This window comes from Nakamurella lactea DSM 19367, from assembly GCF_000426645.1.
Lineage (GTDB): Bacteria > Actinomycetota > Actinomycetes > Mycobacteriales > Nakamurellaceae > Nakamurella > Nakamurella lactea.
On sequence record NZ_AUFT01000017.1, the window covers coordinates 23,738 to 45,226 of the forward strand.

The 21,489-nt window shown below is 66.2% G+C and carries 18 protein-coding genes; 17 read left to right on the top strand and 1 reads right to left on the bottom strand.

Annotated features, from left to right (window positions below):
- The first annotated feature begins 28 nt into the window (after positions 1-28).
- The 4 genes from K340_RS30695 to ilvD all read left to right on the top strand — a co-directional run bounded on the left by K340_RS30695 (position 29) and on the right by ilvD (position 4,478).
- A complete protein-coding gene (locus tag K340_RS30695) occupies positions 29-847 on the top strand; it encodes an ABC transporter ATP-binding protein (protein WP_211229486.1) in 819 nt (272 codons plus the stop codon).
- Entirely contained in the window at positions 847-1,875 is a 1,029-nt protein-coding gene (locus K340_RS30700) for an ABC transporter ATP-binding protein (RefSeq protein ID WP_084614540.1), read from the top strand. Before K340_RS30695 ends, K340_RS30700 begins: the two co-directional genes overlap by 1 nt.
- Positions 1,876-1,897: 22 nt before the next feature.
- Positions 1,898-2,614, top strand: coding sequence for a sulfite exporter TauE/SafE family protein (locus tag K340_RS0116280; RefSeq protein ID WP_029137495.1), 717 nt, complete (start codon positions 1,898-1,900; stop codon positions 2,612-2,614).
- Between the two features lie 85 nt (positions 2,615-2,699).
- A complete protein-coding gene (gene ilvD, locus K340_RS0116285; RefSeq protein ID WP_051266568.1) occupies positions 2,700-4,478 on the top strand; it encodes a dihydroxy-acid dehydratase in 1,779 nt (592 codons plus the stop codon).
- 55 nt (positions 4,479-4,533) lie between these two features.
- Here ilvD and K340_RS0116290 read toward each other — a convergent pair whose 3' ends face one another.
- Positions 4,534-6,102: an N-acyl-D-amino-acid deacylase family protein gene (locus K340_RS0116290; RefSeq protein ID WP_037365160.1), complete on the bottom strand. Its 1,569-nt coding sequence runs from the start codon at positions 6,100-6,102 to the stop codon at positions 4,534-4,536.
- 255 nt (positions 6,103-6,357) lie between these two features.
- On the opposite strand from K340_RS0116290, the gene K340_RS0116295 reads away from it, so the two are divergent.
- From K340_RS0116295 to K340_RS30720, 13 genes are all read left to right on the top strand, one after another.
- Positions 6,358-7,659: an aspartate aminotransferase family protein gene (locus tag K340_RS0116295; RefSeq protein ID WP_029137498.1), complete on the top strand. Its 1,302-nt coding sequence runs from the start codon at positions 6,358-6,360 to the stop codon at positions 7,657-7,659.
- Between the two features lies 1 nt (position 7,660).
- Positions 7,661-8,575, top strand: coding sequence for a succinylglutamate desuccinylase/aspartoacylase family protein (locus tag K340_RS34435; protein ID WP_029137499.1), 915 nt, complete (start codon positions 7,661-7,663; stop codon positions 8,573-8,575).
- Entirely contained in the window at positions 8,572-9,636 is a 1,065-nt protein-coding gene (locus tag K340_RS0116305; protein ID WP_084614543.1) for a pyridoxal-phosphate dependent enzyme, read from the top strand. Before K340_RS34435 ends, K340_RS0116305 begins: the two co-directional genes overlap by 4 nt.
- Positions 9,633-11,153 carry a M81 family metallopeptidase gene (locus K340_RS0116310; protein ID WP_029137501.1) on the top strand — a complete coding sequence of 507 codons (1,521 nt, stop codon included), beginning with the start codon at positions 9,633-9,635 and terminating at the stop codon, positions 11,151-11,153. Before K340_RS0116305 ends, K340_RS0116310 begins: the two co-directional genes overlap by 4 nt.
- Before the next feature lie 41 nt (positions 11,154-11,194).
- Positions 11,195-11,575, top strand: a complete 381-nt coding sequence (locus K340_RS0116315; RefSeq protein ID WP_029137502.1) for a RidA family protein — start codon at positions 11,195-11,197, stop codon at positions 11,573-11,575.
- 174 nt (positions 11,576-11,749) lie between these two features.
- The gene (locus K340_RS0116320) at positions 11,750-13,273 is read left to right on the top strand and encodes a M81 family metallopeptidase (RefSeq protein ID WP_084614544.1); all 1,524 of its coding nucleotides are present in this window, start codon (positions 11,750-11,752) and stop codon (positions 13,271-13,273) included.
- A complete protein-coding gene (locus tag K340_RS30710) occupies positions 13,270-14,301 on the top strand; it encodes an ABC transporter ATP-binding protein (RefSeq protein ID WP_211229487.1) in 1,032 nt (343 codons plus the stop codon). The genes K340_RS0116320 and K340_RS30710 overlap by 4 nt, the downstream gene beginning before the upstream one ends.
- On the top strand, positions 14,298-15,389 hold the full coding sequence (locus K340_RS0116330; protein WP_084614545.1) for an ABC transporter ATP-binding protein: 1,092 nt from the start codon (positions 14,298-14,300) through the stop codon (positions 15,387-15,389). Before K340_RS30710 ends, K340_RS0116330 begins: the two co-directional genes overlap by 4 nt.
- Positions 15,386-16,285, top strand: a complete 900-nt coding sequence (locus K340_RS30715) for an ABC transporter permease (protein WP_211229488.1) — start codon at positions 15,386-15,388, stop codon at positions 16,283-16,285. The genes K340_RS0116330 and K340_RS30715 overlap by 4 nt, the downstream gene beginning before the upstream one ends.
- Entirely contained in the window at positions 16,285-17,232 is a 948-nt protein-coding gene (locus tag K340_RS0116340) for an ABC transporter permease (protein WP_029137505.1), read from the top strand. The genes K340_RS30715 and K340_RS0116340 overlap by 1 nt, the downstream gene beginning before the upstream one ends.
- Before the next feature lie 91 nt (positions 17,233-17,323).
- Positions 17,324-19,039 carry an ABC transporter substrate-binding protein gene (locus K340_RS0116345; RefSeq protein WP_029137506.1) on the top strand — a complete coding sequence of 572 codons (1,716 nt, stop codon included), beginning with the start codon at positions 17,324-17,326 and terminating at the stop codon, positions 19,037-19,039.
- A complete protein-coding gene (locus tag K340_RS0116350) occupies positions 19,036-19,848 on the top strand; it encodes an SDR family NAD(P)-dependent oxidoreductase (protein WP_051266576.1) in 813 nt (270 codons plus the stop codon). Before K340_RS0116345 ends, K340_RS0116350 begins: the two co-directional genes overlap by 4 nt.
- Positions 19,845-21,488, top strand: a complete 1,644-nt coding sequence (locus K340_RS30720; RefSeq protein WP_211229489.1) for an N-acyl-D-amino-acid deacylase family protein — start codon at positions 19,845-19,847, stop codon at positions 21,486-21,488. The genes K340_RS0116350 and K340_RS30720 overlap by 4 nt, the downstream gene beginning before the upstream one ends.
- Position 21,489 lies beyond the last annotated feature (1 nt).

A 21,489-nucleotide genomic window follows, 5' to 3' on the forward strand; every position in this document is an offset into this window, starting at 1 on the left:
TCCGGTCCTGCCGAAGGATGATGCTCCCGTGGAGGGCGAGGCCGCTGCCCTGCTCCGGGTTCGCGGCTTGACAGCCACCTTCGAGGGCCACGGCCACAGGGTGCCCGCCCTGCGCGGCATCGACTTCGAAGTCGGCCGGGCCGAATCGGTCGGCTTCGTCGGCGAGTCCGGCAGTGGCAAGAGCGTCACCGCTCGCAGCGTGCTCGGACTGGAGCCTGAGGGATCCACCATCGAACGGACCGGGTCGGTGCTGTTCAATGGCCGAGAGCTGCTGGGGTTGTCGGACAAACAGATGCAGGACATCCGCGGCCGACAGGTCGGCATGGTGTTCCAGGATCCGATGACCTCGCTGAACCCGGTGCTGACGATCGGCGACCAGATCGACGACATGCTGCGGCGGCACCGAGGATGGTCCCGGAGAGCCGCGCGAAGCCGGACCGTTGAGTTGCTCGACCTGGTGGGCATTCGTGAGCCGGCGCAGCGGGCCAACGACCACCCGCACCAGTTCTCCGGGGGCATGCGGCAACGGGTGTTGATTGCCGTCGCCGTGTCCTGCGAACCGGAACTGCTGATCGCCGACGAACCCACCACCGCGCTGGATGTCACCGTGCAGGCGCAGATCCTGCGGCTGCTGATCCGGCTGCGGGAAGAACTGGGCATGTCGTTGATGCTCATCACCCACGACTTCGGCGTGATCGCCGGAATGGTCGACCGGGTCTACGTGATGTACCGCGGCGAGGTGGTGGAATCCGGCAGCGTCGATGCGATCATGCATTCGCCTCGCGAGGACTACACCAAGGCGTTGATCCAAGCGGTCCCACGGATCGAACTGCCGGAGGGAACCTGATGTCCGTGCCGATCTCCCAGCAGCATCGCGTTCCCCCCGTCGAAGCCGGGCAGTCCGATAGCGAGCCGGTCCTGATGGTGCGCGACCTCGGAGTGACCTTTCCGGCGCGCAGGGGGCATTCGGCCGTCGCCGCGGTCGACGTGGTGGACCTGGACATCCCTGCTGGGACGACGCTGGGTCTGGTCGGCGAGTCGGGTTCGGGCAAGACGACGACCGGCCGGGCGATCCTGCAGCTGCTGCCGTCGAGCGGATCGGTGCGGTTGCTCGGTCGTGAGCTCGGGGGGATGCGCCCGGGCGAACTGCGTGGCATGCGGCGACATATGCAGTTCGTGCTGCAGAACCCGTACTCCAGCCTGCATCCCCGGATGACGGTGGAGGGGATCCTGGCCGAACCACTGCGGGTGCACAGGACGGTTCCGGCGAGCGGGATCGACGCCAGGGTTGACGAATTACTGGACCTGGTCGGCCTGGATGCCGAGGTCCGGCGCCGCTATCCGCACGAGTTCTCCGGCGGCCAGCGTCAGCGGATCGTCATCGCCCGGGCGCTGGCTGTTGACCCGGACTTCGTTGTCTGTGACGAGCCGGTTTCGGCACTCGACGTCCGGATCCAGGCACAGATCGTCGAGCTGCTCACCTCGCTGCAGCAGCGGCTGGGCGTGTCGTACCTGTTCATCGCGCACGATCTGGCTGTCGTACAACAGATCGCCGATCGGGTCGCGGTGATGTACGCCGGCCGGATCGTCGAGCTCGGCGACGTGGCCGACGTTTACGCCCGGCCGCGGCATCCGTACACCAGGATCCTGCTGGATGCGGTGCCGGTGCCCGATCCAGACGTGCAGCGTGCTCGGTTGGCGGCGCCACCGGTGCAGGCAGATCTGCGGTCGGCACCTGAACCGGAGGGCGAATGCGTATTCGGTCGGAACCACCGGGAAGACGGCTCGCCGGAGTGGCACTTGTTCGACGGTGGCCACGGAGCGAGTTGCCGTTACTGGCCGGCAGGCGTCCGCCCCGACGACACGCGGGCGTGAGCGATGCTCACGAGCCCCTCTCATGACGTTGATCGTGATCGGCGCCTGTGTGATCGCCGGTGCGATCGTGGTCCGGTTGACGGGACTGGGTTTCGCGCTGGTGGCCTCGCCGCTGCTGGTGCTGTTGCTCGGACCTTTCCAGGGTGTCCTGCTGTGCAACCTGCTCAGTCTGATCACCGCGCTGGCAATGGTAGCCACCCACTGGAAGCGGATCGAGTGGCGCCGGGCCGCCGAACTCTCGCTGCCGGCGCTGGTGGTGGTGCCGGCAGGGGCTCTGCTGGCCCGTGGACTGCCGCAGGCTGCCCTATCGCTTTTGATCGGGGTGTTGCTGCTGGTCGCCATCCTGCTGGTGCTCCGGACCGCGCCGCCGCGGATCCTGGCCGGCCGTCTCGGGGCCCTTCCCGCGGGGGTCCTCTCGGCGACGCTGAACGTGCTCGCCGGGGTTGGTGGCCCGGCGTTGGCCTTGTACGGCCTGGCGCAACGTTGGACCGGACCAGGGTTCGTTGCCACCGTGCCTGTCTGTGCGATCGTGATGAACGCGTTGTCGCTGGGGTTCAAGGGTTTCCCCTCACTGCCGTGGACAGACCTGGTGGTCGCCATCGGTGCGCTGCTGATCGGGACGGTGGCCGGCGAATTCATCGTCCGGCGCTGGTCTGGTGCCAATCTCCGTTGGATGTTGATCGCGCTCACCGCGGTGGGTGCGGTGGCGGCGATCGTCAAGGGGCTTCTGGCCCGGTGACGTCGGCGGCCCAGCCGGAGACCGCTGGCCGCGATGTCGGAGCACCGTCGAGAACGGTGAAGGTGCACAAAGAACGGAGTCTGCCATGATCGTTCAGCCCACTGAAGACCACGCCGAGATCCTGCCGGACGTCGATAACAGGCTCGCCAGCCAGCGGACCAGGACGGTGAGTTTCGAGGGCGATGCGCTGCGGTTGTCCATGGACTGGTCGGTGGGAGACCTGTCTTTGCCGCAGATCTTGGTGGAAACAACTGCGGGCTCGTCGCACCCGAGTTCCTACCACCTAGGGGAGTTGGCTGACGAGATCGGCAAGGGCGTGCTGCAGGCCGGTGGCAAGCCCGCCGACTACACCACCACCGATATCTGCGACGGCATCGCGCAGGCTCACAGCGGGATGAACTTCCCGCTGGCGTCGCGTGAATTCATCGCGGACATGGTGGAGATCCATGCCAGGGCGACACCGTTCGATGCGGTCGTCACGTCCTCGTCCGGGGACAAGGCGGGACCCGCGCACCTGATCGCTCTCGCCCGTCTTGACCTGCCGGCAATCCACGTCCCCGGCGGGGCGATGGCCTCTGGGCCGCAGCTGCGGTCCAACGAGGAACTGTGGAACATGAGCGTCGAGGTCACCAGGGGCACCCTGCCGAGGGAAGAATTCCTGGCCTTCCAGCGATTCGCCTGTCCGGGTTGCGGAGCCTGCCAATACATGGGCACGGCCGCCACTATGCAGGTGATGGCCGAGGCCCTCGGCATGGCACTGCCGTGGTCGGCGTTGGTACCGGCGACCATGGCCGAACTCCGGCGGGCGGCCAGGGCAGCAGGCATCGGTGTGATGGCGCTGCTGAAAGCGGGGATCACGGCGAGGACGGTGCTCACCCGAGAAGCCTTCGAGAACGCGATCATGGTGCATGCGGCCATCGGCGGTTCGCTGAACGGGGTGATGCACCTGATCGCCATTGCCCGGGAAGCGGGCATCGAGCTGACCGCCGAAGACTTCCACCGCATCCACCGGAGCACTCCGGTACTGGTGGATGCAAAGACCGCGGGCCGCTACCCGACCGAACTGTTCTGGTACGCCGGGGGAGTCCCGCAACTGATGACGCAACTCGCAGACCGCCTGCACCTGGACGCGATCACCGTCAGCGGTCGCACCGTTGGTGAGAACCTGGAACGGCTCTCCGGATCACAGTTGCAGCGCCAGGCCGCCCTGTTCCTGGGGAACTACCACGTCCAGGCCCGACAAGTGATCCATTCAGCGGGGGAGCCGGTGTACGCCAGCGGATCCACCGTTCTGTTGACCGGGAACCTCGCGGAGGGTGCGCTGGTCAAATCCCATGCAGTTGCCGAGAACATGCAGCGACATGTCGGTCCGGCCAAAGTATTCGACACCGAACCCGACGCCGTCGACGCGGTGGTGTCCGGCCGGGTCGACGCCGGTGACGTGATCGTGGTGCGCTACCAGGGTCCGAAGGCCACGGGGATGCCGGAGCTGTTCTTCCTGTCGGAGCTGGTGGCCGCTGATCCGGGCCTGGGTGCCACCACCGCGTTGGTCACCGACGGCCGGTTCTCCGGGGCGAGTCGCGGACCCTGCGTGGGCTACGCCTACCCGGAGGCGCTGGACGGCGGTCCGCTCGCGTTCGTCGTCGATGGCGATCTCATCGAGATCGACATCGGCGCCGGCGGTCTCGATCTGGTCGGGATCGCAGGCGTGCAGGCGGATGCGGTCGCCATTGGTCGGGAACTCGACGCACGACGCGCGCGTTGGCAGCCCCCCAGACCGGCCCACACAGGCGCACTGGCTCAGTACTCCGCGTTGTGCCTACCGGCTTTGCTGGGCGCCGGATTGTCCACCGGAATGCCATGACCACCGAGTCCTGCCGTCGGGTGGCGCCAACCTTCGATGGCCGTCGGGCGAGGCGCTACTGACCCCGGAGCAGGACGTGGCCGGGTCGGTCCGTACCGACGACGCCATGGTCCACCATCACTGTGCCGTTGACGACGACCAGATCGATCCCCAGCGGAGCGGACGGCTGCTGGCCGAAATCGGTGGTGTCGGCGACGGTTTCCGGATCGAGCAGGACGAGATCGGCGGCGTATCCGAGGCGGATCAGCCCGCGACCCTTGAGTCTGAGGACCTCGGCGGGTCGGCCGCTCAACTTGTTGACGGCACTCGCCAGGCTGAGCGTGCCGCGCTCCCGGACGTACCGGCCCAGGACCCGCGGAAAGGTCCCGAACGAGCGGGGATGGATTCGGGCGCTGCCCTGACGCAGCGGAACGGCGTTGCCGTCCGAGCCCACGCATCCCATCGGGTGGGCCAGAAACGCCTCCACGTCCGTTTCGGAGCGGTAGAAGAGCACCACGCCGACGGTGTTGCCATACCGCTCGCACAGACTGAGGGTGAATTCGTAGGGGTCGGTGTCGGTCTCAGCAGCGAGATCGTCGATGGTTCGGGCGATGCCGTAGCCGTCGGGCGAGTCGGAGATCGTGAACCGGTCCCACAGAAAGGGAATCCCGCCGAACCATCCGGCAGCCATGTCGCGCAGGGCACGAGCACGTTCCGTGGGCTGCGACAGCCGAGCTCGCATCGCATCGGTCCCACCGGCCTGCACCCACGGCGGCAGATACTGGGTCAAGGCCGACGACGAAGCCACGTACGGGTAGACGTCGAACGCTATGTCCACGCCGGCGGCGGCCGCGTCTTCGAGATCTGCGAGCAACGCTGCAGCAGTGCCCCATTTCGCCGGATCATTGAGGGCCAGGTGGCTGTGCTGGACGCGGGCGCCGGTGGCCTTTCCGATGTCGACGGTTTCGGTCACCGCGCCCGACGCTCGGCCGTGCGATGCGTAGAGACCGCCATGGCGCGCAACCAGGCGCACCAATTCTTCGACCTCATCAAATTCGCCGTATGCCGACGGCACGTGTGTCAGTCCGGTGGTGAGGCCCCATGCACCCTGTTCCAGGCTGCGATCCAGTTCCCGCTTCATCCTCGTGAGCTCGTCCGGGTTCGGCGGGCGTTGATCAACTCCCATGGCGCAGACCCGCAGGGTTCCGTGGCCAGCGAGAGGGGCCACGTTCAGACCGAGACCCGCGCGATCCAGCGCCCGGGCATAGCCATCCAGATCCGACCAGTCGAGGGGAATCGGCGCGGTGGCGCGGGCGAGGTGGTCCATGTGCAGGCCGATCCGGGCCGACTCGATCGGGAAGGGTGCGAACGAACAGTTTCCGGTTACTTCGGTTGTGACGCCCTGCCTGAGTTTGCTTTCGCCCAGGCCATCGGCAATCAGGTGCAGGTCGGAATGCGTGTGGATGTCGATGAAGCCGGGAGCCAGGACCCGATCGGCGGCTTCGATCGTACGGGCAGCCGGAGTCTCTCCGGGGAGAACCCCGATCGACTCGATGCGGCCATCGCGGACACCGACATCGGCTCGACGGCCGGGCACACCCGTTCCGTCGATCACGGTGGCGTTGCGGATGACCAGATCGAACATGACGACTCCCGCGGACATTCCGGTGATGCGCGATCGATGGGCGGCCGTCGCCAGCGGTCTAGCGAGTGGAATCACCGTTTTGGCTGGCGGATCAGTCGCTTCGCACCGGACGGTAGCGGTCGGGAGTCGAACCCGTCAACAACAGAGATGCCAACGTCCCGGTCGATCCATTGACCACACTTCCGTCTCAGCAGTAGTATCCAGTGAGCGAAAGCAAAGTTTCACTAGCTGAACCTGGAGCCGGGAGGCCGTGAGATGTTGATCGAGTCGTGGCCCGCATCGGAGGCCGCGTGGGCGCGGGCGAAAAAGTCATTGGCCGGTGGCGTCTCGACAGGGATGCGGGCGTCGATGAAGCCGCACCCGTTGTTCTTCTCCTCGGCCTCGGGGCCGAGAATGACGGACCTGGACGGCAATACGTACCTCGACCATGTTCTCGGCTGGGGACCGGTGATCCTGGGCCACGGGCATCCCGGCCTGACCGAGGCGGTCGCTTCCCGGATCAGTCTGGGCGCAACGTACGGCGCCGGCCACGCCTTGGAGTACGAAGCGGCGGAGCGGGTGGTCGCAGCGATCCCCGGAGTCGAGCGGGTGCTGTGGTCCAACACCGGTTCCGAGGCCAATCAGGTGGCACTACGACTGGCCAGGGCGGCAACTGGGCGCAAGCGGTTCGCCAAGATGCTCGGGCACTACCACGGCTGGTCCGATACGTTCCTGCTCGGATACCGCCCCGACAGCGCCGGTTCGGTCGAATCGTTGGGCAGTGCGGGGCAGTTGGACTCGGCTCTGTCGGACGTCAGCCTGGTTCCGTTCGGCGACTTGGACGCGGCGGCAGCGGTATTGAAGAACCAGGAGTCGGATATCGCCGCTGTGTTCGTCGAACCCGTGCTGTGCAACTCCGGTGTGATTGCACCACCTGAGGGCTATCTCGCCGGGCTGCGTGAACTGTGCGATGCGACCGACACCGTACTGGTATTCGACGAGGTCATCACCGGGTTCCGGCTGGCTTACGGCGGCGCCGTCGAGCGCTACGGAGTGCAGCCGGATCTGGTGGTACTGGCCAAGGCGATCGCCGGCGGCTATCCGGTGTCGGCGATTGCGGGCCGGGCCTCGCTGCTGGAACAGGTGACGTCCGGAGTGGTACACGCCGGCACCTACAACGGCAATCCGGTGGTGCTCGCTGCTACGGTGGCGACACTCGAAGCGCTGGGCGCCGACGGGATCTACCCAGCCTTCGAGGCTCGCGGCCAGGAACTCGCCACCGGAATGCGGTCCGCGATCGCGGCCAGCGGTGTGCTCGGTGCGGTGAACCAGATCGGACCTGTCGTGCAGGTGCTTTTCGGGACCGGAGACGGCTCGACCCTGGATCAGTTCTTCGCCGGGGATCAGGTCTTTTACGACCGGCTGATCGTGCACCTGTTGCGCCGCGGCGTCTTCGCGCTCCCCGGCGGCCGCTGGTATTTGTCGACGGCACACACCGCCGATGATGTCGCGACCACGGTGCAGGCCTTCGCCGAGGCGTTGTCGGCCACCGTCGGCGACGGCCCGGGACCCGCCTGACATGTTCCACCTCCCGAGCATCGAAACGCTGACGGGTAGCGGCGCCGGTCCGACCGTTGCGCTACTCGGCGGCGTCCATGGCGATGAACTGGAGGGCGTGCTGGCAGTGCGCTCCGCGGTGTCCGGGCTCCGGGTGGACAGTCTTGCCGGCACCGTCCGTTGGGCCGCCCCTGCGCACCCGGCGGCCTGGGCGGCGAACTGCCGTAGCAGCCCGCTTGACCAGGAGAATCTCGCCCGGGTGTTCCCCGGGGATGCATCCGGTTCACCGACCAGGCAGATCGCCGCGCACCTCACCGAGAACCTGATTGCCGACTCGGATCTGTTGATCGACCTGCATTCCGCCGGTCTCGGCTTTGACATGCCGTTGTTGGTCGGCTTTCACAGCACCGGTTCGCTGGCCGAGCGCGCGTCCGCCGTTGCGACGGCATTCGCCGCGCCGATCACCTGGCAGCATCCGGAATCCTCGGACGGTCGCAGCCTGTCCGCGGCAGCCGGACTCGGCATCCCGTCGATCTACGTGGAGGGCCGTGGCGGCGGTCGGCTTCGGCAACGGGATCTCGACTGCTACACGGGCGGCGTGTTGCGGGTCCTGCAGCACCTGGGCATGATTGTCGACGCACCTGTCGCGGCCGGACCATCGGTCATCGTCCGGGGTGAGGGAAATACCGACGAAGGCATCGTGGCCGTCGTCGCCGGATACTTCGTCTGCGACGTTGAGGTCGGTGAACCTGTTGTCGCCGGACAGTCGCTCGGCCGGATCCTCGGTGAGCACGCTGATCTTGTCGCTGAGGTCGCCGCACCGATCGCGGGTCGTGTGATGCTGCTCCGAGCGCCTGCGCGGGTGATCGCCGGCGACACCCTGGCAATCGTCGCAGCCGAGGTCGGTTCGCACTCAGACGCGGAAGTGACGACGTGACCACGCATCCAGGGAGAAGTGGGGGTACCCCTGCACCAACGGATCTCGATCTGGGTGCTGGAAATACCCCGGTCATCTCGCTGCCGCGACTCGCCGAGCGGTGGAGGCTGCCTGCCTTGGTGGCCAAGGCCGAACACCTGAACCCGACGGGCTCCTACAAGGACCGCATCGCCGCCGCCACCATGGCCGCTGCCCTTACCGCCGGGAGGCGCGGCTGGATCGGTACCTCGTCCGGCAACGGTGGCGCGGCAATGGCTGCGCACGGACAGCGGGCTGGGTTACCCGGGTTCATCTGCGTGCCGTCGGACGCGCCAGTGGAGAAGCTTGCCTCAATCCGGCCGTACGGCGTCGAGATGGTTGCGATGTCGACGATGGGCCCGGTGGTGATGGCCGAACTCGGCCGGATCGCCGAGCAAGAGAACCTGCAGCTCACGATCACCACTCACGTCCATAATCCCGAGGGCATGCACGGTGCCCAGGGCATTGGTACCGAACTAGCTGCAATCGGGGGGATCACCCACGTCTACGTCCCGGTCGGTGGGGGAGGTTTACTGGTCGCGACCGCCGCGGGGCTTCGCAGCGGAGGGTCCGATGCGATTGTGGTTGCGTGCCAACCGGCTGGCTGTGCGCCGGTGGCCCGCCATCTGGCCGGCGAATTGCCCGAGCCGATCGTGTCGCGGTGCGATACCGATGTCTCGGGCCTGCAACTGCCGGAGCCGCCGGACGGGCCGGCTGCTGCCGAAGCAGTCCGGGCCAGCGGTGGTTGGGGTACCACGATGAGCGACGAAATGGTATGGCAAGCGCAGGATCTGCTGGCCACAAGTGAGGGCATCTTCGTCGAACCCGCCGCCGCCGTGAGTCTGGCGGCAGTCGCCGAGGATGTCCGGACCGGTCGACTCGGCCCCGACGATCGGCCCTGCGTCGTGTTGTCCGGCAACGGGCTCAAGGACCTGCGTCGCTTCACCAAGCCCGCATCGCCGGCCGAGATCACCACGATCGCCGACCTGGCCGGCCGGGTGTCCGATTATCTGGCCATCGCACAACGAAAGGGCACATTGTGATTCGGCTGGCCATCACCGGTCTGTTGCACGAGACAAACACTTTCTCGGGCGTGGAAGCCACGCTGGACAGCTACCTCGCGACGGGCTGGCACACCGGAAGCGACATGGTCGAGCACTACCGGAGCTCGCACGCTGTGGTTGGTGGATTCCTGCAGGAAAGCTCAGACACCGCAGCAGGTTCGGCCGACGCTGACGTCGACATCCTGCCGCTCGGCGTGGGTTTCGTGACACCGTGCGGACCGATCAGTGCCGAGGCCTACAGCACCTTATTGGAGCGCATCTGCGACGACCTCGAGGACGCCGGCCCAGTTGATGCCGTCCTGTTGGTGTTGCACGGCGCTGCCGTCGCGAACGGAGAACTCTCGGCCGACGCCGACATCGCCGAACGGGTGCGCGCTGTGGTCGGGCCCGACGTGCCGATCGGATCGGTGCTGGACATGCACGCCAATGTCGAGCAGCGGTTGGTGGATGCCGTCGACGTCTTGTTGGCCTATCAGACGAACCCACACATCGACGCCCGAATCGTCGGCGCCGAATGCCGGGCACGGGTGCTCGATATCGTCCGTACCGGTGCGCGTCCGGCGATAGTGCTCGAGCCACTGCCCTTGGTGGTCACCATCGTCCAACAGGACACGTCGACCGAACCGATGGCAGGGCTGCTGCGATACGCTCGCGAGGTCGAGTCAGAACCAGGGATGCTGGACGTCAGCATCCTGGAGGGGTTCCCGTACGCCGACACCGCGCAGATGGGGATGTCGGTTCTCGCCACCCATCCGGACCGTGACGTGGCAGCGGACGCCGCTCGCCGTGTGGCGTCAGCTGTATGGGATCGCCGTGCTGAGCTACAGGGCGCGGGGCGGCCGGTGTCCGACGTCGTCACCGTGATCGATGCCCATCGTGGCGAAAAGCCCCTGCTCGTCCTTGACGTCGGCGACAACGTCGGTGGCGGCGGTCCCGGGGACTCGACCGTGCTGCTGGCAGAGGTGTTGCGGCGCCGGGTGGCCGGCGTCGGGATCACCTTGTTCGATCCCCTGGTGGTGGCGGCACTGCAGGGGACCCCGGTCGGCGGACGAGTCGACATTCCTGCGGGCGGACGGTCGGCCGAGCAGGACGGTGAGCAGGTTCAGTTGACCGGTGTGATCACCGGCCGGCACGTCGGGCAATACTCCGAGCCCAAGATCGCCCACGGCGGGTTCCAGTTCTTCGACGGCGGCGAAATGGTCGGGATCCGCACTGACGACGGAGTCTCCGTCGTTCTGACTTCCATCGTGGTCCAGCCGATTTCGCCGACCCAGTACCGGGTTGTCGGAATTGAGCCCGAGCAGCTCAGGGCAGTGATCGGCAAGGGCGTCAACGGACCCCGTGCCGGGTACTCCGAGATCTGCGAGGGCCTGGTGGTGGCTGACACGCCCGGGGTGACCCGCAACTCGGTGATCGGTTTCAGCTACCGGAACCGCCGCGAACCTATGTACCCGTTCGAACCCGAAACCCGCTATCGGTCGAACTCCGCCGTTTGACCCGGAACCAGGGTCCCAGCGACCCGATAGGAGAGGACTCCATGCCACGCATCCCCATCACTGGTGACGTACCGTCCAGCCACCTGCCCTTCACGCCCGCGGTACGCGCCGGGGAACTGGTGTTCGTTTCCGGCCAGGCGTCGGTCGACGACACCGGTGCCTATGTTCCCGGGACCTTCGCCGAAGAGATGGCGCTGTCGTTCTCGAACGTCGAGCGGATCCTTGCGGCGGCCGGCGGAACCATGGATGACGTCGTGCAGGTGAAGGCCTATCTTGGGGACACTTCCTACCGCGACGAGTACAACCGCGAGTACCGCAAGTACTTCACCGAACCGCTGCCCGCCCGGACCTCTTTGTCCGGAGGTCTCGGCACTCTCAAGTTCGAGGTCGACGTGATAGCGCACATCCCCGTCGCTACTTGATGCCAGCGAAAACCCGGCCTGCGTCAAGACTTGTCCGAAGGCGTGCACGTCACCACAGTGTCTCGGTTGGATTGCCGTCCGTCGGAACCGTTGACCAGGAACACAGGGATCGATAGATTGCGGCAAGCAGAAACTCAGGTTTCGCTTGCTGGAACCGGAAAGGTGGTGAGATCCATGGATTCCGATGACCAGGCGTCGGCAACACCCGGACCACGGATAGCCCTGGCAGGATTGATGTTCGAGGCGAACTCCTTCGCGCCGGGCACTACCGACCTGGACGACTTCGAGCGCCGAGCGTCCACCGGGGACGCGATGCTGGCGGCCGGTGGCGGGCTTGACTCGCTGGCCGCCGCGGCAGAGGTCGCGAAGACCGCCGGAGCGAGGATCATTCCGACCTGGCAAGCCGGTGCGATGTCCGGGCCTCCGGTGGCCGCCGGTGTCTATCCGGTACTCCGCGAGCGACTGCTGGCCAGCCTGCGACCGCATGTCGGGAACATTGACGGCGTCTACCTGTCGCTGCACGGCGCGATGGTCGCGCGGGACTGTGAGGACACCGAGGGCGACCTGTTGCAAGCCGTGCGCGAATTGGTCGGACTCGAGGTTCCGATCGCCTATTCCGCCGACCTGCATACGCATTTCACCGCGAAGATGGCCGCCGTGACACCGCTGGTCGCCGGTTACCACACGCTCCCGCATCTGGACATTGCATCGACCGGACGCCGGGCGATGGCGTTGCTGCTGGCCGCGATCAGTGGCGCCAAACCGGCGCTGGGCTGGCGCAAGATTGCCATGGTGACCTCGGCGGAAGGTCAGGACACCAATGTGCCACCGATGTCTGAGGTGATGGACCGGGTGCACGAGATCATTGCCGAACCGGGTGTACTGGACGCCTGCGTCTTCGCCACCCAACCGTGGTTGGACGTCACCGAGTTGGGCTGGGCAACCCTGGTGATTACCGATGGCGATCCCGACCGTGCCCAGGACCGCGCGGACGAACTCGCCCGGATGGCCTGGGATCGCCGACACCGGATCGAGGCGCTCAAGGTGGACTTGCGCGCGGCGCTGGAACAGGTCCGCAATGCACCGGACGATGGACGACCGTTCGTGCTTTCCGATGGTGCCGACAGTGTGTCGGCCGGCGCGACCGGCGACGGGGTGCAGATCTTGGCCGGTCTGGTAGCCGATCCGGTACCGGGCCAGGCAATTGCGCTTGTCACCGATGCGCCTGCCGCCCTCGAACTCGCCGCCCTTGGCGTCGGGCGGACCGCGGCGGTCGAGCTGGGCGGCACGCTGGCTCCGGCCTTCCATCGGCCGGTGAAGGTCACCGGCACTGTGATGACCGTCAGCGATGGCCGATACCTCTCGATGTACCCGCCGGCCCCGGCCGACGTCGGCACGACCGCGGTGCTCAGGATCGAGCCGGGGAAGGACGCCGCTGTCGACGTGGTGATCACCAGCCGCCCGGCCAGCCAACTGGACCTGCAGCCGTTCCGCCGGGTCGGGCTGGAGCCAACCAGAGCAAGGATCGTCGTGGTCAAGTCGGCCGGTGGCTATCGCGGCTACTACGAACCACTGGCCGCAGACTGCATCGACGTCGATACCACGGGGCCCGCCGATTCCCGGCTGGAACGCCTGCCGTACACCAAACCGGTCCGGCCGTTGTTCCCGTTCGATCCTGACCTGGAGTCGCCGTGGTGACGCCGGTGCTTCAGATCGAGGATCTTGCGGTCGAGTTCACCACCCCGGAAGGTGTTCTACGCGCGGTCGACGGAGTCAGCTACAGCGTTGACGCCGGTGAAACCCTCGCCGTCGTCGGGGAAACCGGCTCCGGTAAGTCGGTGACCGTCTTGGCTGCGCTCGGATTGCTCGACGCCGGGCGCATCGTCAGCGGCAGGGTGATGTTCGACGGTCTCGATCTGCTCCGGCTGCCGGACAAGAAGCTCCGGCGGCTGCTGGGCAGCAACCTGACCATGGTCTTCCAGAACCCGATGTCGGCGCTGAACCCGGTGATGACAGTGGGTCGGCAGGTCGCCGAGACACTCGTGGTGCACGACCGCAAGCTCACCAACAAGGGGGCGCGGGGCCGGGCGATCGAGCTGCTCGCCTTGGTCGGAGTTCCACAGCCCGACGTGCGTTTCAACCAGTACCCACACGAGTTCTCCGGGGGGATGTGTCAGCGTGTCGTGATCGCCATGGCCATCGCCAACAACCCGCGGGTGATCATCGCCGATGAACCGACGACGGCGGTCGATGTGACGGTCCAGGCGCAGTTGCTGGATCTGTTGCAAGTGGCCAGGGAGGAGACCGGCGCCGGCGTCGTACTGATCACCCACGACCTCGGCGTGGTCGCCGAGGTCGCGGATCGCGTCGCCGTGATGTACGCCGGGCGGGTGGTGGAGACCGCGCCGGTGCGGAACATCTTCCGCGCCCCGCAGCATCCCTACACCGTCGGCCTGCTGTCGTGCCTGCCTCGACTGGACAGTACCGTCGAGGAACTGGTGCCGATCCCCGGATCGCCTGCCAACCTGCTGATCCGGTCACCGGGCTGTGCGTTCCAACCACGATGTGGGCTGTCCGCGGATCGCGACATCTGCACCAGCGACCGCCCGGAACTCGCGGCCGCCGCCGCCGATTCCGCGGCAGCCGGGTCCTGGGCGGCGTGCCACTTTGCTGACGAGACAACCGCGTGGTCGGCCCGCGAGCACCTGGTGCGGGAGCCGTCATGACCGACGCAGAGAAACTAGCCGAAGGGGACAGCACCGAAGTGCATGACGCCGACCGGCCCCCGGGTTCGGGCACCGGGACGCAGCCTGCCGCGCAGATCGAGACCACCTCAACCGAGCCGGTTTTGCGGGTGCAGAACCTGGTCAAGCATTTCCCGATCCGGCGCGGTGTCTTCGGCAAACAGGTCGGTGCCATTCACGCGGTCGACGACGTCAGCTTCGATCTGTACGCCGGCCGCACTCTTGGGCTGGTGGGCGAGTCCGGCAGCGGCAAGACCACCACCGGGCGAGCGGTGATCAGGCTGGTGGAACCGACGGCCGGGTCGGTCATGCTGGACGGGAGGCCATTGACCGCCGAGACCAGGGCAAAGGATCTGGCCCGCGGGATGTCGATGGTGTTCCAGGATCCGATGGGTTCGCTGAACCCGCGGCTGTCCGCGGTGGCCAACGTCGCGGAGCCGCTGCGGATCCACAAGTCCGGCACCGCCGTGGAGCGCCGAGCCAGAGCGACCGAGTTGCTCGATCAAGTTGGTCTGCGGGCCGACCAGGTGGAACGTGTTCCCGCCGAGTTCTCCGGCGGCCAGCGGCAGCGGATCGGCATCGCCCGGGCGTTAGCGCTGTCGCCCAAGGTAATCATCCTGGACGAACCGGCCTCTGCGCTCGACGTGTCGGTGCAGGCGCAGGTGCTGAATCTGCTGCGCCGTCTGCAGTCCGACCTCGGCATCGCCTTCCTGTTCATCAGCCACGATCTGTCGGTCGTCCGGCACCTGTGCGACCGGGTCGCGGTCATGTACCTGGGCGAGATCGTCGAGATCGGCGACCAGGAACAGATCTTCACCAACCCGCTGCATCCGTACACCCAGGCTCTACTGTCCGCGGTGCCGATTCCCGACCCAGACGCGAAGCGCGAGCGGATCGTGCTCAAGGGCGATCTTCCGAGCCCGGTCGATCCGCCCGCGGGCTGCCGCTTCGCAGGCCGCTGTCACCGGGCGCAGGACATCTGCGACGTCGAAGCACCTGTGCTGAAGATCCGGACCGGCGCACAACCCGTGGCCTGCCATTTCCCGGGGCCGGCGGGAGGTGCCGGGTGACCACAGCAGCGAAGGAGTCATCGGCAGCCGCTCCGGTGATTCGCCGGGCGACGGTGCGGCGCAAGTTCCTGGGTAGCGCACCGGGTGTCGCGGGTGCAATCGTGCTATTGATCCTGGTGTTGGTGGCTGTTTTCGCGCCACTGATCGCACCATTCGATCCGTTGGAACGGGCCGGAAAGGCGCTGCAGGGACCAAGCGCTCAGAACTGGTTCGGTACCGACGAACTGGGCCGGGACCTGTTCTCCCGGTTGGTGTACGGCACTCGGCTATCGCTGGAAACGGCCGCCGGCGCCGCGTTGCTCGCGTGCGCGGTCGGGCTGCCGCTCGGCGTCCTCTCCGGCTATCTCGGCGGGTGGATCGACGCGATCGTCATGCGGGTCACAGACTTCGTGCTCGCCGTGCCCGGCATCCTGTTCGCACTGGTGCTGATCGCGATCCTGGGCAGCGGCATCATCAACCTCATCCTGGCCATCGGCATCGGGGCCATCCCTGCCTTCATCCGGCTGTCGCGGGCCTCGACCCTCGGACTGAAGGAACGCGAGTATGTACTAGCGGCGCGCAGTATGGGCGCATCGAAGGCCGACATCATGGCGCGGACCATCGCTCCCAACACCATGGGACCGATCATCGTGCAAATCATCGTCACCGCGTCGGTGGCCATCCTCGCGGCAGCGGCTTTGAGTTTCATCGGGCTGGGCACCCCTCCGCCCGCACCTAGCTGGGGCGGCATGCTGCAGACGTCCCGATCGTTCCTGTACCAGCAGATCTGGTATGCCATTCTGCCCGGCGTAGCCCTGGCTATCACCATCGCCGCCCTCGATGGCGTCGGCCGCGGCCTGCAGACAGCCTTGGGAACCAAGACGACAGGCCGAGCGAAGGTCGGGGGCATGGGCTGATGGGCAGCTATGTGATCCGGCGGTTCCTGCAGTTCATCCCGGTCGTCATCCTTGCATCGATCGCGGTGTGGGCCATCGTGTACGCCGTCCCCGGCTCGCCCGCCGCCGCGCTTGCCGGCGAGAACGCCACGCCGGAGACCGTCGCCGCCATCGAGGAAAGACTCGGCCTGAACCGCCCGGTGATCGTGCAGTACTTCACCTGGATCGGACAGGCCATCCATCTGGACTTCGGGAATTCGGCCATCAACGGCCAACCGGTGATGGAGCAGTTGTCGTCTCGCATCCCGGCGTCGCTGCAACTCGCCCTGTTCGCGATGGTGATCGGTCTGGTGCTCGCCTTCCCGATGGGTGTCGTTGCCGCGGTGAAACCCCGGTCGATCGCGACCAAGGTGATCAACCTCTATCAAGCGGTTGCACTGGCCGTGCCCACCTTCTGGGTGGGCATCCTGTTGATCATCGGACTATCGGTGAAGAACCAGGTGTTCCCAGCGATCTCCAACTACGTCTCGATCTGGTCCGATCCGATCGGCGCGATCAGGAACACCCTGCTACCTGCCCTGTGTTTGGGCATCTACATATCCGGGATCATCGCCCGGTTCATCACCGCGTCGCTGCGCGACGCATTGGGTCAGGACTACGTTCGGACGGCGCGGGCAAAGGGAGTGCCTGAAGGAGCCGTGATTTCTCGACACGCCATGCGCAACGCCATGTTGCCCACCGTCACGATCGTCGGCCTGATGATCGGTGAGTTCCTTGGCGGCACGGTAGTCACTGAAGTGGTCTTCTCCTATCCGGGACTTGGTCGGATGATCTATTCGGGGATCACCGCCCGGGACTACCCGATCATCCAGGCGGCAGTGCTGTTCACGATTCTCGCCTTTCTGGTCATCAACCTTTTGGTCGACGTGCTCTACGCGTTCCTGGACCCCAGGGTCCGCCTGAGTTAGCGAATTCCTGAACCTGCTGCACCTGCAATTTCATTACGGTCACAAAAGTTCTGCCGCACCCCATCATTCCCTCCGGCACGAAAGGCCCGACATGAACGAGAATTCCCCCGAAGATCGCGCGGTCGGCGGTCAGCTTCCTGCTGACCACCCGCTGTTGAACAGGCGACGCCTGTTCAAGTTCACCTTCGCTGCCGGCGGCGCACTCATCCTGGGTCCAGGGGTGCTCGCAGCCTGTGGCAGCAATGACGCCGGTACTGGATCCGGCAGTGCATCCACACCGTCCGAAGCAGCCGCCACCTCCAGTGACGCAGGCAGCCCGTCAGTCGGCAGCTCAGCCGCCGCAACGAGCGGAGGAGGTGGCGGCGGAAGCGAGGGTGGGGGAGGCGGCGAGCTGACCGTCGGCGTCGTCGCAGACATCTCGAACTTCGATCCGTACTACAACGGCACCCCGAACTTCATCCTCCTCCAGAACATGAACACGTTCTTGCTTGACTACGACGACGAACTCACCGCGCATGAGGCTGGGCTCACCGCTTGGAAGTTGAACGACGACAACACGCAGATAACGCTGACCCTTCGCGAGAACGTTGCCATGCAGTCGGGGTCGACGTGGAGCGCGCAGGATCTGGTACAGGGATTCGAGCGGGCGGCTGACCCCGACCAGGGCCAGCAACTCAATGGCCCGATGTCGATCGTCAAGTCTTTCAAGGCCACGGACGACAACACGGTGGTGCTGACCTTTAACTCACCAGTTGCTGAACTGCTGGTCACCGACCTGTTGGAGAACTTCCCGGTGACCACGAAGGCGACGAACAATTCAGACTTCTTCGCCGCCAAGGGCGATGGTGCCGGGTCGTTCGAGCTCAAGGACCGCGACCCGGGGAACACGGTGACGCTGAGTCGATTCGCCGACTACTGGGATGCCGGAGCCGTCAGCCTGGACACACTGTCGTTCCGCATCTTCGACAATGCCGATTCGATGGTCACCGCGCTGCAATCCGGCGCACTCGATGTGATCTACCGGTTCCCGGCGAAGAACGCTGCTCAGCTCAAGGACCAGTTCACCATCATCGAGGGGTACCCAGGCGCGCTGGTTGATTGCGTGCGGATGAACATCAACGTGGCACCGTTCGACAACATCAAACTGCGGCAGGCGATCGGTCGGGCGCTGGATCGGCAGCGCGTCGTCGATGAAGTCTACTTCGGCTACGGGCAACCCCTCTTCCTGCCGTGGGGTCCGAACTCGCCGGCCAACGATTCGAGCTACGCCGAGAAGAACTCGCACGACCTGGACGCCGCCAAGAAGTTGTGGGCGGAAGCCGGTTCGCCTGCCTCTGGCGAGGCAGTCGCAGACAGTTCGAACGCCGCCGCTCTATCGATCCTTCAGATCCTCCAGCAGGATCTGAAGTCCGTCGGATTCGACCTCCAGATCAAGACGCTGGATTCGGCGACCTTCACCGAGCGGTTGCTGGCCGGCGACTTCGGCCTGCTGATGGGTGGTCTGGGCAACACCAGCAAGAGCCCGTCCCGTATCGCGACCAATTCGATCTTCCGAATCGTCGACAATCCGGTCCTCAAAGACAAGACACCGCAGGAGTACATCGACGCCATCAAGGCATCCGAGTCAGCCACCACCCCGGAGGCGGTTCAGAAGGCCTACGCCGAGTTGAACAGGGTGATCACCGAGCAGGCCTTCGGGATCCCGGTCTGTACCAACATCTCGCTCATTGCGACGGCGAAGAGCGTCACCGGGGTGACGCGCGATGTCGACGACCGGATCGTGCTCAAGGGCGCGAAGAAGGGATGACACGAGCGCCGGTCACCACGCCACTGCGACCTGACAAGTTGTTCGACCTCAACGGCCGGGTGGCGGTGGTGACCGGCGGTGGAACACATCTGGGTGCCGCCATGGCAGGGGCGCTGGCAGCTGCTGGCGCCCGGGTACACCTGATGGCGCGCAACGGCGCACGGTGTCAGAGAGTGGCGAATGGCCTGTCCGAAAGCGGATTCCAGGCTCAAGGTCACGAGTGTGACGTCACCGATTCGATGGCTGTCGAACGAGTGGTGGGTGAAATTACTGCCGACTCCGGCCGGCTGGATGTGTTGGTGGCAAACGCGGGCGGCTCGTCGGCGCGCGGGCCGTTCACCGAGCTGACCGATGTGCAAATCCGGTCGTCCATGGAACTGAACGTCCTCGGGACGGCCGCCTGCATCCGCTCGGCGGCCTGGCCGATGATTGCCGCCGGGGCTGGGTCGATCATCCTTATCGGCTCGATTCACAGTTCGCTGGGTTCGGATCGGCGGGCCTACGACGACAGTTGGGAGGGCTCGGCCGCCGACTACCACATCGCCAAAGGTGCCATCGTGAATATGGCACGGGCCCTGGCAATGGAGTGGGCGACCACAGGAGTCCGCGTGAATTGCCTGAGCCCCGGGCAGATCCCGAAATCGAGCCTGCCAGCGCCGCAGGCCGAACGCTTTCGTGAGTCGATCCCGATCGGTCGGCTCGGGGAGCCCGACGACCTGGCGGGCGCGGTGCTGTTGTTGGCGTCCGACGCCGGATCGTTCATCACTGGACACAATCTGATCGTGGATGGCGGATGGAGCGCACGATGACCAGAACGGCTCTGCTGAACGCCGAGGTGGCCGATGGGTCCGGTGGGCCGTTGCGTCGGTGCGACGTGTTGATCGGCGGCGAACAGATCTCCGCGGTGGTGCCGGCGGGCGATCTGACCACCGCGGGTGCGACCGCGGTCGACTGCACCGGGCTGGTGCTGTCGCCCGGCTTCGTCGACGTGCATTCGCATGCCGACAACGCGCCACTGCTGGACGAACCCGATCTCAGCAAGATTCTGCAGGGCGTCACCACGGAGGTGGTGGGCAACTGCGGGTTCAGCCTGGCGCCGCGCGGGCCGGTCGACGCCGGTCTCGATGCCTTGCTCAGTCGGATCTTTCCGCCCCTGGACGCCTCCTGGCGCAGCGTCGCCGACCTGTATCGGGTGCTCGATGAGCGCGGCTACATTACCAACATGGCGCCGTTGGTCGGCCACCATGCCTTGCGGATCCTCGCCATGGGCATGGTGGATGCGGCGCCGAACGAGCGCGAACTGCGGGCCATGGCCGACGGACTGTCCGAGGCGATGCAAGCGGGTGCCTTCGGCTTGTCCACCGGATTGATCTACCCGCCTGGGATGTTCAGCCGCACCGAAGAGCTCAGCGAGCTGGCCGGCTGCCTGCCCGAGCACGGCATCTACGTCAGCCACATCCGCGGCGAGGGGAACAACCTGATGGACAGCATCCGGGAGGCCATCCGGATCGGCCGAGACAGCGGACGCCGGGTGCAGGTGTCGCACCTGAAGGCGGCCGGGCAGCCATACCACGGAACCGTCGCGCCGGCGCTGGCGGAGCTGGATGCGGCCAGGTCGGACGGGGTGGATATCAACCACGACGTCTACCCGTACACCGCCTCGTCCACCATGATGACGGCGCTGCTGCCGCCATGGTTCCAGGAAGGTGGCGACCGGGCGGTGCTGGCCAGGTTGGCGGACCCTGCGGACCGGGAACGCGCGGGGGAGCAGATTGCGAACGGGCCGCTCGGAACGTGGGAGAACATGGCATGGGCCGGCGGTTGGTCGAACATCGTCGTGGCCTCGACCGGTAGCGGTCAGGACGTGGGCAGGTCGGTCGCCGACATCGCTGACGACTGGAGCTGCGGGCCCTTCGACGCGGTGGTGCGAATGCTGACCCGGGAGCGGTTGCGGGTGTCGATGGTCGTGCACCAGATGGACGAGGCCGACCTACAGACGGCGATGCGACATCCGCGGACGATGATTGGTTCAGACGGTCTTCCTCCCGGCACCGGGGGGAAGCCGCACCCACGGACGTCCGGCACCTTCCCGCGAATCCTGGCTCGGTACGTCCGGGACGAGGGTGTCCTGACGCTACCGGAAGCGGTGCGCCGTATGACGTCCCTGCCCGCCGAGACCTTCCGCCTGCCGAGACGCGGCCGGGTCGAGCCCGGATACTGTGCTGATCTGGTGCTCTTCGATGCTGCCGCGGTGCTCGACCGGGCCGATTACGTGAACCCGATGGTGCCGCCGGCTGGCATATCCGCGGTGTACCAGGGCGGCAAGATGGCAGTCCGTGACGGCCAGTTTCTCGGCGGCCGACCCGGGCGACGACTGCGACCCGATGTCCCTGGTGTTCCTGCCCAGGCCATGTCCAATCCCACCAACCAGAACCATCAGGAGATCTGAA